The sequence below is a fragment of the Amycolatopsis tucumanensis genome (assembly GCF_021654135.1).
GTDB classification, from domain to species: domain Bacteria; phylum Actinomycetota; class Actinomycetes; order Mycobacteriales; family Pseudonocardiaceae; genus Amycolatopsis_E; species Amycolatopsis_E tucumanensis.
In genome coordinates this window covers 1-14821 of record NZ_JAKGSD010000070.1, presented here as the reverse complement: position 1 = coordinate 14821, position 14821 = coordinate 1, and the positions used below count along the sequence as shown (strand labels likewise).

At 72.7% G+C, this 14821-nt stretch carries 16 protein-coding genes; 11 read left to right on the top strand and 5 right to left on the bottom strand.

The features are described 5' to 3' along the window. Positions 1–13 precede the first annotated feature (13 nt). Positions 14–538 (top strand): TetR/AcrR family transcriptional regulator, encoded by a 525-nt coding sequence (locus L2C96_RS39480; protein ID WP_084506224.1) that lies wholly within the window; start codon positions 14–16, stop codon positions 536–538. A gap of 392 nt (positions 539–930) precedes the next feature. On the opposite strand, the gene L2C96_RS39475 is transcribed toward L2C96_RS39480, so the two are convergent. Both L2C96_RS39475 and L2C96_RS39470 read right to left on the bottom strand, forming a co-directional pair. Continuing rightward, positions 931–1560 carry a TetR/AcrR family transcriptional regulator gene (locus L2C96_RS39475; protein ID WP_237339739.1) on the bottom strand — a complete coding sequence of 210 codons (630 nt, stop codon included), beginning with the start codon at positions 1558–1560 and terminating at the stop codon, positions 931–933. 41 nt (positions 1561–1601) lie between these two features. Further along, complete coding sequence (locus L2C96_RS39470) at positions 1602–2153, bottom strand: TetR/AcrR family transcriptional regulator (RefSeq protein ID WP_020422940.1); 552 nt, start codon at positions 2151–2153, stop codon at positions 1602–1604. A gap of 80 nt (positions 2154–2233) precedes the next feature. Between L2C96_RS39470 and L2C96_RS39465 the strand changes: the two genes are divergently transcribed. After that, positions 2234–3454 carry an MFS transporter gene (locus L2C96_RS39465; protein ID WP_237339738.1) on the top strand — a complete coding sequence of 407 codons (1221 nt, stop codon included), beginning with the start codon at positions 2234–2236 and terminating at the stop codon, positions 3452–3454. Positions 3455–3462: 8 nt separating this feature from the next. On the opposite strand, the gene L2C96_RS39460 is transcribed toward L2C96_RS39465, so the two are convergent. Further along, positions 3463–3762, bottom strand: coding sequence for a barstar family protein (locus tag L2C96_RS39460; protein WP_237339756.1), 300 nt, complete (start codon positions 3760–3762; stop codon positions 3463–3465). A gap of 92 nt (positions 3763–3854) precedes the next feature. Here L2C96_RS39460 and L2C96_RS39455 point away from each other — a divergent pair, with 92 nt between their 5' ends. From L2C96_RS39455 to L2C96_RS39445, 3 genes are all read left to right on the top strand, one after another. Then, a complete protein-coding gene (locus tag L2C96_RS39455) occupies positions 3855–4349 on the top strand; it encodes a DUF4396 domain-containing protein (RefSeq protein WP_020422938.1) in 495 nt (164 codons plus the stop codon). A 602-nt stretch (positions 4350–4951) separates the two neighbouring features. Further along, complete coding sequence (locus L2C96_RS39450; RefSeq protein ID WP_237339737.1) at positions 4952–5515, top strand: cytochrome P450; 564 nt, start codon at positions 4952–4954, stop codon at positions 5513–5515. An 11-nt stretch (positions 5516–5526) separates the two neighbouring features. Beyond that, positions 5527–6330 (top strand): methyltransferase domain-containing protein, encoded by an 804-nt coding sequence (locus L2C96_RS39445; protein WP_237339736.1) that lies wholly within the window; start codon positions 5527–5529, stop codon positions 6328–6330. Here the strand turns inward: L2C96_RS39445 and L2C96_RS39440 are convergent. Together L2C96_RS39440 and L2C96_RS39435 are read right to left on the bottom strand one after the other, a co-directional pair. Next, entirely contained in the window at positions 6318–7691 is a 1374-nt protein-coding gene (locus tag L2C96_RS39440; RefSeq protein ID WP_237339735.1) for a pyridoxal phosphate-dependent decarboxylase family protein, read from the bottom strand. The two genes, L2C96_RS39445 and L2C96_RS39440, sit on opposite strands and share 13 nt — an antisense overlap. A 15-nt stretch (positions 7692–7706) precedes the next feature. Next, a complete protein-coding gene (locus L2C96_RS39435) occupies positions 7707–8504 on the bottom strand; it encodes a hypothetical protein (RefSeq protein WP_237339734.1) in 798 nt (265 codons plus the stop codon). A gap of 171 nt (positions 8505–8675) precedes the next feature. Here L2C96_RS39435 and L2C96_RS39430 point away from each other — a divergent pair, with 171 nt between their 5' ends. The 6 genes from L2C96_RS39430 to L2C96_RS39405 all read left to right on the top strand — a co-directional run. After that, the gene (locus L2C96_RS39430) at positions 8676–9413 is read left to right on the top strand and encodes a polyprenol monophosphomannose synthase (RefSeq protein WP_020422933.1); all 738 of its coding nucleotides are present in this window, start codon (positions 8676–8678) and stop codon (positions 9411–9413) included. 78 nt (positions 9414–9491) lie between these two features. Beyond that, on the top strand, positions 9492–10349 hold the full coding sequence (locus L2C96_RS39425) for a DMT family transporter (RefSeq protein ID WP_237339755.1): 858 nt from the start codon (positions 9492–9494) through the stop codon (positions 10347–10349). 60 nt (positions 10350–10409) lie between these two features. Continuing rightward, complete coding sequence (locus tag L2C96_RS39420) at positions 10410–11027, top strand: hypothetical protein (protein WP_020422931.1); 618 nt, start codon at positions 10410–10412, stop codon at positions 11025–11027. A 667-nt stretch (positions 11028–11694) separates the two neighbouring features. Beyond that, a complete protein-coding gene (locus L2C96_RS39415) occupies positions 11695–12213 on the top strand; it encodes a helix-turn-helix domain-containing protein (protein WP_237339733.1) in 519 nt (172 codons plus the stop codon). Between the two features lie 45 nt (positions 12214–12258). Continuing rightward, a complete protein-coding gene (locus tag L2C96_RS39410; RefSeq protein WP_237339732.1) occupies positions 12259–14295 on the top strand; it encodes a S9 family peptidase in 2037 nt (678 codons plus the stop codon). Positions 14296–14358: 63 nt separating this feature from the next. Further along, positions 14359–14821: manganese catalase family protein (locus L2C96_RS39405; protein ID WP_237339731.1), on the top strand; the 463-nt coding region annotated here is incomplete at its 3' end.

Sequence of the window (14821 nt, the reverse complement as noted above, 5' to 3'; positions counted from 1 at the left end):
GCGGCAGGCGATCCTGGCTGCCGCGTTCGAATTGGTGGGTGAAGTCGGGTACGCGAAGCTGAGCATCGAAGGGATCGCCGCCCGGGCGGGTGTCGGGAAGCAGACGATCTACCGCTGGTGGCCATCGAAGGGGGCGGTGCTGCTGGACGCGTTCCTGATGCTGTCCGAAGGGGACGGTAGCGGGCTGCCGGACACCGGCGACCTGGAGGCGGACCTGAAGACGGTGCTGCGCGCGACGGTCCAGGAGCTGACCGACGAGCGCTTCGACCTCACGATGCGCGCGCTCAGCTCGGAGATCATGCACGATCCGGAGCTGGCGCGGATGTACTCGGAGCGGCTCGACGAGCCGGTGCGGGAGCTGAAGAAGGAACGGCTGCGCAAGGCGGTGGAAGCCGGGCAGCTGTCCGATGTGGACCTGGACGTGGCGGTGGACGTGATCTGGGGGCCGGTGACGGTGCGCTGGATGCAGCGCGGGCCGCTCACGGTGGAGTTCGCGGACCAGGTGGTGGAGACGGCGTTGTCCGGGTTGCGGCCCTGAGGTGACGGGGGTTGCGGGGAAGGGGTTTGCGGGGAACGCCTTGCGGTGGTGGCGGTCGCTTTGAGGGGTGCGAGGTCGGATCGGGTGGTGGAGATAGCGTTGTCCGGGTTGCGGCCCTGACGCGACGGGGGTGCTGGGGAAGGGGTTGCGCGGTCGTGGTCGCTCTGAGGGGTGGACGCGAGGAGGATCGGCGGTGGGTATCGCAGGGTGGGGGCGCGGAGGCGTGACACTGACGCGATAGGCCCTTTCGGAGGGGGGCTGCCGCAGCGGTGCGTCATGCCCGCCTTGCTGACGGGTGGAGTTGCGTGAGGTGCCGCAGACGCGCGAGCCGGCTGGGGGTGACGCGTCGAGGTCCGTTCGCGGGCCCCGGAGAGCCCGCGAACGGGAACGCCTCAGTTCTTCGCCGCTACGGCCTGTTCGAAGAAGTCCGCCAGTTGCCGCCCGTAGGACTCCAGGTCCAGGGCCGGGTTTTCGGCATAGGCCTGGATCGCGCCGTCGATGCTCTGCGCGATCGTGCGGGCCGCGACCTCCGGCGAGAACTCACCGAAGGCGCCTTCCCGCTGCCCCTGGGACAGCAGCCGCTCGATGCGGCCCGTCCGGAAACCGCTCAGCAGTGGGCCCGCCACCGCCCAGCCGTCCGGGTCGTCCGCGTTCGCGGCCACCTCGCGCAGCACCCGGACGCATTCGGGGTGGTCGCGGACGAACGTGACCTCCGTTTCGATCAGCGCGCGCAGCATCGCGGCCCGGTCGGTCGTGTCGCCGGCCCGCTCCTCCAGGTACCTGTCCCGGATGCTCAGCGCCGTCGTCACCACCGCCTGCATCAGCCCGGCCTTCGTGCCGAAGTGGTAGCCGATCAACCGCGTGCTGCTCAGGCCCGCGCGCTCCTTGATGCGGGCGAACGACGTCCGGCGGTACCCCAGTTCCGAGATCGTCGCCAGGGTCGCCGCGATGATCTGCGAACGGCGCGCCTCCTCGGCCGGGCTCAGGCCCAGGTCCGGCTGCACCTCATTGATTACCTGCATGAGTAAAAAGTTACTCGCCCGAGTAACAGGGCGCAACCGGATTACTTGAGCAGCGTGTCGACCAGCTCGGTGGTCCAGCTGGGATCCGCGGGCTGACCTGCGAAGATCGCCCGGTAGTACAGCGGCCCGAGCAGGACGTCCGCGGCGTGCGCGGTCTCCGGCGCGGTCCCGCCGCGGGAACGTTCGCGATCGAGGATCGCCGTGAGCTGAGCGTGCCGGTCCGCGGTGCACGCGCAGCCGCCGTCGGGGCCGGAACCGATCGCGGCCCGCATGATCGCCAGCACGTCCGGGTCGGCCAGGTCGGTCGCCACGTCGGACGCCCACCGCCGCAGGTCCTCGCGCAGCGAACCGGTGTCCGGCACGACGATGTCGCCGCTGAACCGGCTGCTCGCCACGTCCGCCATCAACTCCGCGACCGACCCCCACCGCCGGTACAGGGTGGTCGGGTGAACGCCCGCGCGCGTCGCGATCAACGGCAGCGTCAGCGCCTCCGCGGGGTGCTCGGCCAGGAACTCCACGACGGCGCGGTGCACGGCGGCACGCACCCGCGCGGACCGGCCGCCGGGACGGGTTGTGCTGGTGGTGGCGGACATGGAGAAATTATCGCATCGATCGTTGCGTTTGCGCTATGGTCGTCCTAACGCATCGATCTTTGCTTTTCCGAGGAGTGCTGATGTCGAGTTCCCCCGCCGTCGCCGTCGCGGTCCGTCCGAGAGCCCGGTTGCCGCACCCGGTGGCGTTCACGGCGGTCGCGGTGATCTTCGTGCTGTTCATGGCCGCCTCCAGCGTCCCGTCCCCGCTCTACGTCGTCTACCAGCAGGAATGGGGCTTCTCGTCGATGACGCTCACCGTGGTCTTCGCGGTGTACGTCCTGGGGTTGATCGCGTCGCTGCTGGTCGTCGGCGCACTGTCGGACCACGTCGGGCGGCGGCCGGTGCTGGCCGCGGCGATCGTCGGGGAAGCCGTCTCGCTCGTGTTGTTCCTGGTCGCCGGGGACGTCTCCGCGCTGTTCGCGGCGCGCGTCGTGCAGGGCGTCGCCACCGGTGCGGCCATGTCCGTGCTCGGCGCGACGCTGGTCGACCTGAACCCGTCGCACGCGCCCGGTCGCGCCGGTGTGATCAGCAGCGTCGCCCCGACGAGCGGGCTCGCCCTCGGCGCTCTGGGTTGCGGCGCGCTCGTCCAGTTCGCGCCCGCCCCGACGCACCTCGTCTACGCGCTCCTGCTCGCCGGCATGGTCGTCGCGCTGTTGCTGACCGCCGGCCTGCCCGAGACCTCCGCCCGTCGCCCCGGCGCGCTGGCCTCGCTCACCCCGCGGCTCGGTGTCCCGGCGCGGCTGCGGCCGGACCTGTTCGCGCTGGTGCCGATCCTGATCTCCAGCTGGGCACTCGGCGGCCTGTACCTGTCGCTCGGGCCGTCGGTGGCGGCCGGGCTGTTCGGGCTGTCCAACCACCTCGTCGGCGGGCTCGTCGTGACCCTGCTGTGCGGGACGGGGGCGCTGACCTCGCTGGTGCTGCGCGCGGCCCCGGTGGGCGTGGTGCTGCAGGCCGGCGCCGCGTTGCTGGCGACCGGCATGGGCATCACCCTGGCGGGTGTGCTGGCGGACCTGGTCGCGCTCGCCGTCGCCGGGACCGTCGTGTCCGGGATCGGGTTCGGGGCCTCGGCGCTGGCCAGTTTCGGCACGCTCGCGCGCCTGGCCGCGCCCGCCGAACGGGGCGAGCTGTTCGCGGTGGTCTACGTCGTGTCCTACCTCGCGTTCAGCATCCCGGCGGTGATCGCGGGCTTCGCGGCGACTTCGGCCGGGTTGCGGCCGACCGCGATCGTCTACGGGTTCGCCGTGGGCGGGCTGGCCGTGCTCGCGGTGATCGCCCAGTCGGTGCGCGCCGCGCGGAGGTGATCGCGCGGTCAGGGGTCGACCAGCTCGAACTCCAGCCTGTGCAGCGCGTTGTGTTCACGGTCTTCCCGTGCGGCGCTCTCGAAAATCTCGACGATCTTGGCGAAGTTCGTCTCGCCGAGCGTGGCGCGACTCGTGGCCGCGTGTAGCCAGCGGACCCGCACGGGTCGCTCGACGTCCCGGCTGAGGCGGTCCCAGAGGGCGTCGAAGTTGTGTCCGTAGTACGGGCCGAAGTCGAGCAACTCGGACGCCTGCCGGTGGAACGAGGCCAGGTCGGTGATCCGGCGGCCGTCCAGCTCGGCGATCTTCATCGGTTCCACCCGCCCAGTGTTGCGCAATCCGGACAAGAGGGTTATCTTCACTCCGGTAATACCCCCTAGGGGTATTGAACGGAGGAAACGAGATGGACCACTCGACGCACCAGCACGCGGGGCACGCGGAACACGCCGCGCACCGGCCGCCCGCCACCTGGGCCGCCGCGGCGCAGGCCACCCTGCACTGCCTCACCGGCTGCGCCATCGGCGAGGTGCTCGGCATGGTCATCGGCACCGCGCTCGGGTTGCACGGCGTCGCCACCGTGGCCCTCGCCGTCGCGCTCGCGTTCGTCTTCGGGTACGCGCTCACCATGCGCGGGGTGCTGAAGGCGGGCGTGCCCTTCCGGGCCGCGCTGAAGGTCGCGCTGGCCGCCGACACGATCTCGATCACCGTGATGGAGATCGTGGACAACCTCATCATGGTCAGCGTGCCGGGCGCGATGGACGCCGGCGCGGGCAGCTGGCTGTTCTGGGGCGCGCTGGCGTTCTCGCTGGCCGTGGCGTTCGTGCTGACCTGGCCGGTGAACAAGTGGATGATCGGGCGCGGCAAGGGGCACGCGGTCGTCCACCAGTACCACCACTGACTGCGCCGGGCGGCCCTGTCGGCCGCCCGGCCGGTCGTGTTGTCTTGATCCCGTGGGCGGGCGGAAGATCGACCGCGGCCCGGCCGGGGACGGCTGCCCGGTGCGGCGCGGCCCGGACGGGACCTGGCGGGTGACGGGCTATGAGCACGCCCGCGCGGTGCTGCGCAGCGGTGGCACCGTGCAGGCCGGCCTCGGCATCGAGACGGTCGACAGACTGCCGGCGCGGTTCCGCCGCCCCGTGCTCTACCGCGACGGCCCGGAACACCGCGAACACCGCCGCCAAACCGCCCGCTTCTTCACGCCCCGCCGCGTCAGCGAGCACTACCGCGACCTGATGGCCCGCATCGCCGACGAGCAACTGGGCCGTTTGACCCGTACCGGGCGCGCCGAACTGCCGGACCTGGCCTTCGGCCTCGCGATCGGCGTCGCGTCCGAGGTCGTCGGCCTCACCGAGAGCAGGCCGGGCATCCAGCGGCGGCTGGACCGGTTCTTCCCCGAGGAGTTCGGGCGGCCCGGCTTCACCAGCCTGACCGGGATCCGCTGGTTCTTCCGCCAGATGCGCAACTGGCTCGCCATCTACGTCGCCGACGTGCCGCCCGGCCGTGCGCGCCCGGCGCCGCCACCGCCGCGACGACCTCATCTCGCACCTGCTCGACGAGGGCTGCTCGGCGGGCGAAATCCTCGGCGAGTGCCTCACCTTCGCCGCCGCGGGCATGGTCACCACCCGCGAGTTCGTGTCCGTCGCGGCCTGGCACCTGTTCACCGACGACGCCCTGCGCGCCCGCTACCGCGAAGCGGACGAGGACGAGCGGATCGCCCTCCTGCACGAGATCCTGCGCACCGAACCCGTCATCGGCGGGCTCAAACGGCGCACCACCGCGCCACTCCGGCTCGACGAAGACACCATCCCGGCTGGTGAGCTCGTCGAGGTGCGGATCGACGCAGCCAACCTCGAGCCGTGCGAGGCGCCGGGCCTGTCCTTCGGCGACGGCGCGCACAAGTGCCCCGGCGCGCACGTCGCGATCCTGGAGACCGACGTCTTCCTCAGCCGCCTGTTCGCCCTGCCCGGCCTGCGGATGGTGAGCCCGCCGCGGGTCACCATCAAAGCCGAGATCGACAGCTACGAATTGCGGAATCTGGTCGTGGCGGTCGCCACACCGGACTAGCATCCGCGCTCGTGGCGGACACCGACATCTCCTTCCGAGCCGACCGGATCGACCCGGCCGTGGTCGCGCGGCAGGCCGAGATCCTCGACCTGCAGGCCGCGACGCCGGGCGTGCGGCGGTTGCGGGCGTGGGCGCACGATGCCCTGGCCGTCCGGCCGGGCGAGCGCGCGCTGGAAATCGGCTGCGGCACCGGCTCCGAGGTGCAGGTGCTCGCGGCCGCGGCGGGGCCGGAGGGCGAGGCCGTCGGGCTCGATCCCAACGAAGCCATGCTCGCGCTCGCCAGGGACCGGGCCGCCGGATCGGCCGCGCGGTTCGTGCCCGGCGACGTCTCCGCGTTGCCCTTCGCCGACGCGACCTTCGACGCCGTGCTGTGCGAGCGCGTCTTCCAGCACCTGACCGACCCGGCCGGCGCGGTCGCCGAGATCGTGCGGGTCCTGCGTCCCGGCGGGCGCGTCGCGCTGATCGACACCGACTGGGCCACCGGCATCATCCACCCCGGCGACCCGGACACCGTCCGGGCCGTGCTGGCCGGGATGCTCACGCAGACCGCCGAACCCGCCGCGGGTCGCAAGCTCGCGGGCTGGCTCAGCGCGGCCGGGCTGACGATCGCCGACCGCGGCTCACAGGCCCTGATCTCCGACCACGAATCGGTCCGCGACACGCTGCTGCCGATGATGGTCCAGCACGCCGTGGGCAACGGCGTGGTCACCCGCGAGCAGGGCGACCGGCTGCTCGCCGAGCTCGCCGACGGCGCCGCGCGCGGGGACTTCCACCTGTCCGTGACGATGTTCGGCGTGCTCGCTCAGCGTCCCTGAACCTCCCGCCAGGCGGCGAGGATCGCGGCCACGCTGCGGTCGACGTCGGCCTCCGTGGTGCGCCAGTTCGACACTGAGACGCGCATCAGCCGCCTGCCCTGCCAGACCGTGCCGCCCATCCAGCACTCGCCGGACCGCTGCACCGCCTCCAGCACCTGCGGCGTGTTGTCGCCGAAGCCGACGAGGACCTGGTTGAGGACGACGTCGTTGACCACCTCGGCCCCGGCCTCGGACAGCCGCGCGGCGAACCGGCGCGCGAGGGCGCAGGACCGCTCGACGAGTTCCGCGACGCCCGCGCGGCCCAGCTGCCGCAGCGCCGCCCACGTGGTGAAGCCCCGGGCGCGGCGCGAGGAGTCCGGCACGAAGTCGCCGGGGGAGCGCAGCGCCTCCGGCCGGTCGCCGACGAGGTAGGCGGCGGTGTAGGAGGTCGCGGCCGCGTGCGCGGCGGGGTGCGCGCAGAACGCGTAGCCGCTGTCGTAGGGCACGTTGAGCCACTTGTGGCCGTCGGTCGCCCAGGAATCGGCCTCCGCCACGCCTTCGGTGAGGTGCCGCAACCGCGGGCTCGCCGCCGCCCACAACCCGAACGCGCCGTCGACGTGCACCCACGCCCCGCGCGCGTGGGCGGCCGCGATCGCGGTGGGGAAGTCGTCGAACGCACCGGTGTTGACCTCGCCTGCCTGCAGGCACACGATCGTCGGCGCATCCGATGTGGACAGTGCGCCGGCCAGCGCGGCGACGTCGATCGAGCCGGACGGGGCGGTCGGCACCTCGGCGAGCGCGTCGGTGCCGAAGCCGAGCAGGCGCAGGGCCCGGTCGATCGTCGCGTGCCGTCCGCTGCCCGCGACGATCCGCACCCGCGGCGCGCCGTGCAAGCCCTGCCGCTCGACGTCCCAGCCGTGGCGTTCCAGCACGGCGTGCCGCGCGGCGGCCAGGCCCACCGTGTTGCCGCCCTGCGCACCCGTCACGAACCCGAACGACGCCGTGGGCGGCAGGCCGAGCAGGTCCTTCAGCCACCCGCCCGCGACCTCCTCGACGAGCGCGGCGGCGGGTGAGGTGAGCGCGTTGAAGCCGTTCTGGTCCCACGCCGTGGTCAGCACGTCGGCCGCCGCCGCGGCCTCCAGCGAACCACCGGTGACGAACCCGAAGTACCGCGGGCCGGCGCTCGCGACCAGGGCGGGCTCGACGGCCTCACACAGCTGGTCGAGCACGGCCGCGGGGTCGGCGGGCCCGTCCGGCAGCTCGCCGAGCGCGGCGCGGACCGCGTCCGGGTCCAGGTCGCGGGGGAACACCGGGCGCTCGTCCAGCCCGGCGCGGAAGTCCCGGCCCAGCGCCGCGGCGCGGGGGAGCAGGTCGTCGGCCACGCGACGATCGTAGTTTCACCCGGCGGCGGCGCGGTGCAGGCTGAGCACGCCGTCGCGGGGACCGGTCGCCGTCCACGCGCCCGAGTCCGCCGTCCAGGTCACGCCGTCGAACGTGACGCCGTCCAGGCCGAAGCGGGTGGCGTTGGCGACCAGCCAGGTCGCGAACGCCCAGCCCTCGGCCGCCGGGTGCGGCCCGCTCAGCACCGCGGTGCCCAGCTCGGCCCTGGCGACCGCCACGATGTCCGCTTCGGGCGCGCCCGGGGAGAGGTTCGCGCAGGTCAGCGCGCCCGGCTTGGCCCCGGTCAGCGCTCCCGCCGTCGCCGCCGCCTCGGTCTCCCACTGCGCGTAGGCCTCCGGGAACGCCGACCGCTGCACCAGCTGCGCCGCCTGCGTCACCGTCAGGTCCGCCCAGCCGGGCTGCTCCCGCAGCCGCTCGTAGAACGCCGTCGCCGCGTACACCGGGTCGGTGACCTCTTCGTAGGCGCCCCACCCCTGGCTGGGGCGCTGCTGGAACAGGCCGGCCGAGTCCCGGTCGCCGCCGGGCAGGTTCCGCAGCCGCGACTCCTGGATCGCGGTGGCCAGCGCGACCGTGACCGCGTGGTCCGGCATGCCGAGGCGATCGCCGACGGCGGCGATGGTGGCCGCGTTGCGGGCCTGCTCGACCGTCAGGTCGAAGGACGAGCCGTCCGCGGCGGTCACCGTGCACCCCGGCTTGGGCGCGGGCCGCCCGGTGAGCGCGATCCACGCGACGACCCCGCCTACCACGACCACGGCGAGGACGAGAGCCAGCAGCGCCCCGCGACTGCTCCGCATGCTCCCCTCCTCCCCGGACCTCCCGCCAGTACAGACGCACGAGGCCGCCGCTGGTTCGTCGTACCCGCTCGCGACCCCGGAAAACGGCGTCCGCGTTACCCGGAAGAGGTGCGAAATCGGGTGCGATACCGTTCGGTGCCGAACCTCCACCCGCGCACGAAGGATTTGATCATGGGAGAGAGCTCCCCGAAGGTCACGGTCGTCGTCCCGACCTACAACGAGCGGGACAACCTGCCCAAGCTCGTCGGCCAGCTGACCGGCCTCGGGCTGCCCGGCCTGCACGTGCTCGTGGTGGACGACAACTCGCCGGACGGCACCGGCGACGTGGCCGACAAGCTGGCGACCGAGCACCCGGACCACATCGGCGTGCTGCACCGGACCGAAAAGGACGGTCTCGGCCGCGCCTACGTCGCCGGCATCAGCCGGGCGCTCGACGAGGGCGCGGACATCGTGATCCAGATGGACGCCGACCTGTCCCACCCGGTCGAGGCCGTGCCGCGCATGATCGACAAGCTCGCCACCTCGGACGCCGCCGTGGTGCTCGGATCCCGTTACGTGGCAGGCGGTTCGCTCGCGGGCGAGTGGGGGTGGCACCGCAAGGCGCTGTCGGCGTGGGCGAACTTCTACGTCAACGCCATCCTGCGGCTGCACGTCAAGGACGCGACCGCCGGGTTCAAGGCGTGGCGCGCGGAGACGTTGCGGCGCATCGACATCGCCACGATCCGCAGCAACGGCTACGCGTTCCAGGTCGAGATGAACTACCGCACCGTGAAGCAGGGGATGCGGATCGCCGAGATCCCGATCCGGTTCGAGGAGCGCGCCGACGGCGTGTCGAAGATGAGCCTCGCGGTGCAGCTGGAGTCGGCGCTGATGCCGTGGAAGCTGCTGTTCGGCCGTAAGCTGAGCTAAACGAACCTTCACAATCTTTCACTTGTTCTGACGTGTCCGCGGTCGCACGCTGGTGGTGTGATCAAGACGTGGGTGCGGATGGGCGTGCTCGCCCTGCTGTGGGGGTCGGCGTTCCTGTGGATCAAGCTCGCGCTGCGCGGGTTCACGCCGATCGAGATCGCGGTGTTGCGGAGCGTGCTCGGCGCCGCCGTGCTGTTCGTCCTGGCCCGGATCGCGGGGCAGCGGATGCCGCGCGGGCGGGCGATGTGGGGGCGGCTGGTCATCGCCGCGTTCTTCTGCAACGCGGTGCCGTTCGCGTTGTTCAGCATCGGTGAGCAGACCGTCGACTCCGGCATCGCCGGGGTGCTCAACGCGACCACTCCACTGTGGTCACTGCTCATCGGGCTGGTGCTGGGCGCCGAACGCGGGATCCACCCGGCGCGGCTCGGCGGGCTGCTGCTCGGCTTCGCCGGGGTGTCGCTGATCTTCGCGCCGTGGCAGCGGGCCGGGCTGTTCGGGTGGGGAGCGCTGGCGCTGGTGGGCGCGGCGGCGAGTTACGCGATCGCGTTCGCTTACATGGCACGGAAACTGGCCGGGACGGGCGGCCCCGTCGCGATCTCGGCCGCGCAACTGGCCGTCGCGTCCGGCCTGGCCTCGCTCGCGCTGCCCCTGGAGGGCGCCCGGCCGGGGTTCGACGGCCTGGCGGTGCTCGCGGTCGTCCTGCTCGGCGTGTTCGGCACCGGGATCACCTTCTACCTCAACTACCGGCTCATCGAGGACGAGGGCCCGACCGGCGCGGCCGTCGTCGGGTACCTGCTGCCGGTCGTGTCGGTCGCGCTCGGGGCCGTCGTCCTCGGCGAGCCGGTGACGCCGCGGGTCGTGGCCGGGATGCTGGTGGTGCTGGCCGGGGTCGGCCTGACGCGCACGAAGCCGCGGCGCGTACGCGTGGCGGCGTAGGCGCAGGTCGCGCTCTGCGCCGGATGCCCAGGGACGTCCGTTTTCGCGACAGTCGAGGGCATGAGACTCAAAGCTGGAGGACGGAAGGCGTGGCTCGCGACGCACATCATCTCGGCCGGCGCGTGGATCGGGATCGACGTGGTGCTGGCGGTGCTGGTGTTCACCGCGATGCTGACGGACGATCCGGCGCTCGCCGCGGTGTGCTACCAGGCGCTGCGGCTGTTCGCGGTGTGGCCGCTGCTGGTGGCCGGACTGGTGTGCCTTGGCAGCGGCGTGATGCTGGGGCTGGGCAGCCGGTACGGGCTGGTGCGGTACTGGTGGGTGGCGATCAAGCTGGTGCTCAACCTCGCCATGGTGACGCTGGCGGTGGTGTCGCTGCGCCCGGGCGTCGGCGAAGCCGCGGCCTACGGTGAGTCGCTGCTGGCCGGCCTGCCCGGGACGGCGCCGGACTTGGTGTTCCCGCCGATCGTGTCACCGGCGTGCCTGCTGGCGGCGGTGCTGTTGTCGATCTACAAGCCAGGTGGGCGCATCCGGCGGACCGGTTCCAGGATCAGCGTGCGCGGCACGCCGTCCAACGCCGGCGCGTTCTCCCGCGACGACCAGACCTCCCGCTCCAGGAAGGCGAGGAACGCCTCCGCGTCGGGCACCGAGCCGAACTCCAGGTCGACCACCACGTAGTGGGGATCGCCGACGGGGCGGGACACGTGGTGACCGCGCACGCCGGCCCGGCTGCGCGCCTCGGCGAACCGGTCGAACGCCGCCTGCCACAGCGGGAAATCCACAATCGAGTGTTCGATGTGCAAGATGGCCATGATTCCTCCTTCGCCACGCTTGCGACGGTAGGAATTCCGCGTCGTCGCGCACATCCCAGCTTCCTGGGGTCTTAGACTCGACCACGTGGACGCGAGAGCGGTGCGGCTGCGCGTGCTCGGCGAGATCCGGCGCAGGGTCGGCTTCGACGCCTACGCCTGGCCGCTGACCGACCCGGAGACCGCGGTCGGCACCGCCCCGCTCGCCGACGTCCCGTGCCTGCCGGAGCTGCCCCGCCTGATCCGGCTCAAGTACCTCACCCCGGTCAACCGCTGGACGGCCCTGCGCCCCGGCGCCGTCGCGACCCTGCACACCGCGACCGGCGGCAACCCCGCCCGCAGCCTGCTCTGGCGCGAGATGCTCAACCGGCACGGCGTCGCCGACGTCGCGTCGGTGGTGTTCGCCGACCGGTTCGGAGTCTGGGCGTTCCTCGACCTGTGGCGGTCCCGGCCCTTCACCGACGCCGAGACCCGATCGCTGACCCGGATCCTCGAGCCGGTCACCGCCGAGCTGCGCCGGGCGCAGGCGGAGACCTTTGTCGCGCGATGGCCTCCCCGCCCGGTCCGGGCCGGTCGTGCTGCTGCTGTCGCCGGACCTCGACGTCCTCGGCCACACCCCGGACACCGCCGAGTACCTGCGCGTCCTCGTCCCGCCCGGCGACGGGCAGGCGCCGGTCCCGGCCGGCGCGTACAACGTCGCCGCCCAGCTCCTCGCGAACGAGGCCGGCGTCGACGGCCACCGCCCGGCGGCCCGGGTGCACCTCGCCGACGGGCGGTGGGTCACGCTGCGCGCCGCCCGGATCGTCCGCGACATCGCCGTCACGATCGAGGAGTCCGCGCCCGCCGAGCGGGTCGGCCTGTTCGGCCGGGCGTTCGGGCTCAGCACCCGCGAGCGGGAACTGCTCGAACACCTCGCCCACGGCAGCGACACGCGGGACCTCGCCCGCCGGATGTTCCTGTCCGAGCACACCGTCCAGGACCACCTGAAGTCGATCTTCGGCAAGACCTCGGTGCGCAACCGGCGGACCCTGCTGGCGCGGGCACTGGGCGGCTGATCGAAAAGCCGCGAAACCGTCGGTCATCGGTGGTATGAAGGCGAAGTGACCGACGATGCCTTCGCCGACCTCGACGCCTACGTCCGCCTCCCGCGGCTGTCGGGGCTGGTGCTCTCCCCGGACGGCCGCCGACTCGTGGTCGGCGTGGCGACGCCCGACCTGAAGAAGAACCGCTACACCACGGCGCTGTGGGAAGTGGACCCCGACGGCGAGCGCCCGGCGCGGCGGCTGACCCGCAGCGCCGAAGGCGAGTCCGGCGCCGCCTTCACCCCGTCCGGCGACCTGCTGTTCGTCTCGGCCCGGCCGGACTCCGCGGCCGAGGGCGAGGACGGCCCCAAGAGCGCGCTGTGGCTGCAGCCCGCGTCCGGCGGGGACGCCCGCGTGATCGCGGCGCCGGCCGGCGGTGTGCGCGGGGTCGCGGTGGCCGCGGAGGCCGGCACGGTGCTGGCCGGGGCGCCGATGATGCCCTCGGCCACGAGCGCCGACCACGACGCCGAGATCCGCAAGGCCCGCAAGGACGCCGGGGTGTCGGCGATCCTGCACGAGGAGTACCCCATCCGCTTCTGGGACCACGACCTCGGCCCCGACCGCACCCGGCTGGTCGTCGCCGACGGGGTGCCTGCGGGGGAGGAGCGGCTGGACCTGCGTGACCTCACCGGGCACGCGGGGCGTGCGCTGACCGACGAGGCCGTTTGGGACGTCTCGCCGGACGGGCGCACCGTCGTCACCACCTGGACGGTTCCCGAAGCGGGCGGCTCGCAGCGGCCCACCGTCGTCGCGATCGACGTCGCCACCGGTGAGCGCCGCGTGCTGGCCGACGACCCGGACCACGAGTACGAATCGCCGCGGATCTCGCCGGACGGCACGCAGGTCGCGGTCGCCGTCTACCGCCGCTCGACCCCGCACGAGCCGGGCGACTACTGGCTCGCGCTCGTCCCGCTCGCCGGCGGCGAACTCCGGCCGCTGACCCAGCGCTGGGACCGCTGGCCGCACTCGCCGCGGTGGCTGCCGGACGGTTCGGCGCTCGTCGTCGGCGCCGACGACCAGGGCCGGGCGCCGCTGTGGAAGGTCGACGCCGCAACCGGCGACGTCACCCGGCTGACCGCCGACGACGGCGCCTACAGCGAGCCGCGGATCTCCCCGGACGGGCAGTGGGTGTACGCGCTGCGTTCGGCCGTCGACCACCCGCCCGCCCCGGTGCGGATCGCCCTCGACGGCGGCGCCATCGAGCCGCTGCCCGGGCCCGCCGAGGCGCTCGGCCTCGACGCCGAGATCCCCGGACGGCTCGACGAGGTCACCGCCACGGCCGAGGACGGCACGCCGCTGCGGGCGTGGCTCGCGCTCCCGCGGGACGCCGGCCCCGGCTCGCCCGCGCCGCTGCTGCTGTGGATCCACGGCGGGCCGCTCGGCTCGTGGAACGCCTGGCAGTGGCGGTGGAACCCGTGGCTCGCCGTGGCGCAGGGCTACGCCGTCCTGCTGCCCGACCCGGCGATCTCCACGGGGTACGGGTACGACTTCATCAAGCGCGGCTGGGGCGCGTGGGGCGTGGCGCCGTTCACCGACCTGATGGCGCTCACCGACGCCGCGGAGCAGCACGCGGGGGTCGACGAGACCCGCACGGCGGCGATGGGCGGGTCGTTCGGCGGCTACATGGCCAACTGGGTCGCCGGGCACACCGACCGGTTCCAGGCGATCGTCACGCACGCCTCGCTGTGGGCGCTGGACCAGTTCGGGCCGACGACCGACGCGACCTACTACTGGCAGCGCGAACTCACCCCGGAGATGGCGGAGGCGAACTCGCCGCACCGCTTCGCCGACGAGATCACCACGCCGATGCTCGTCATCCACGGCGACAAGGACTACCGCGTCCCGATCGGCGAGGGGCTGCGGCTGTGGTGGGACCTGGTGTCCCGCTCGGCCGCCGAGGACGGCTCGACACCGCACAAGTTCCTCTACTTCCCGGACGAGAACCACTGGATCCTGACCCCGCACCACGCGAAGCTCTGGTACGCCACGGTGTTCGCGTTCCTCGCGCAGCACGTGCTGGGCAAGGACTGGGAGCGGCCGGACCTGCTGGGCTGACGGTTAGACGCCGCCGGAGCGGGAAAGTCCTCCCTCGTCATCGTCACCGGCGAGGGAGGACCCGTGTTCCGACACACCAAGTTCCTGCAGTTCGAGGCGAAGCCGGAGCGTCCGGACCCGTATTTCGCGCGCAAGCTGCAGGAGCTGATCGGCGGGGCCTACGGCGAGATGACGGTGACGATGCAGTACCTGTTCCAGGGCTGGAACTGCCGCGTCGAGGGCAAGTACAAGGACCTGATCATGGACACGGCGACCGAGGAGATCGGTCACGTGGAGATGCTGGCCACGATGGTCGCCCGGTTGCTGGAGGGCGCGCCGGCGACGGCGACGGTGGAGGCGGCCAAGGACCCGGTGATGGCGGCGGTGCTGGGCGGGATGGATCCGCAGCAGGCGATTGTGTCGGGTGGCGGGGCGGTTCCCGCGGATGCGAATGGCACCCCGTGGGACGGCAAGTACATCGTGGCTTCGGGGAACCTGCTGGCGGATTTCCGGGCCAACGCGGCGGCCGAGGCGCAGGGCCGGCTGC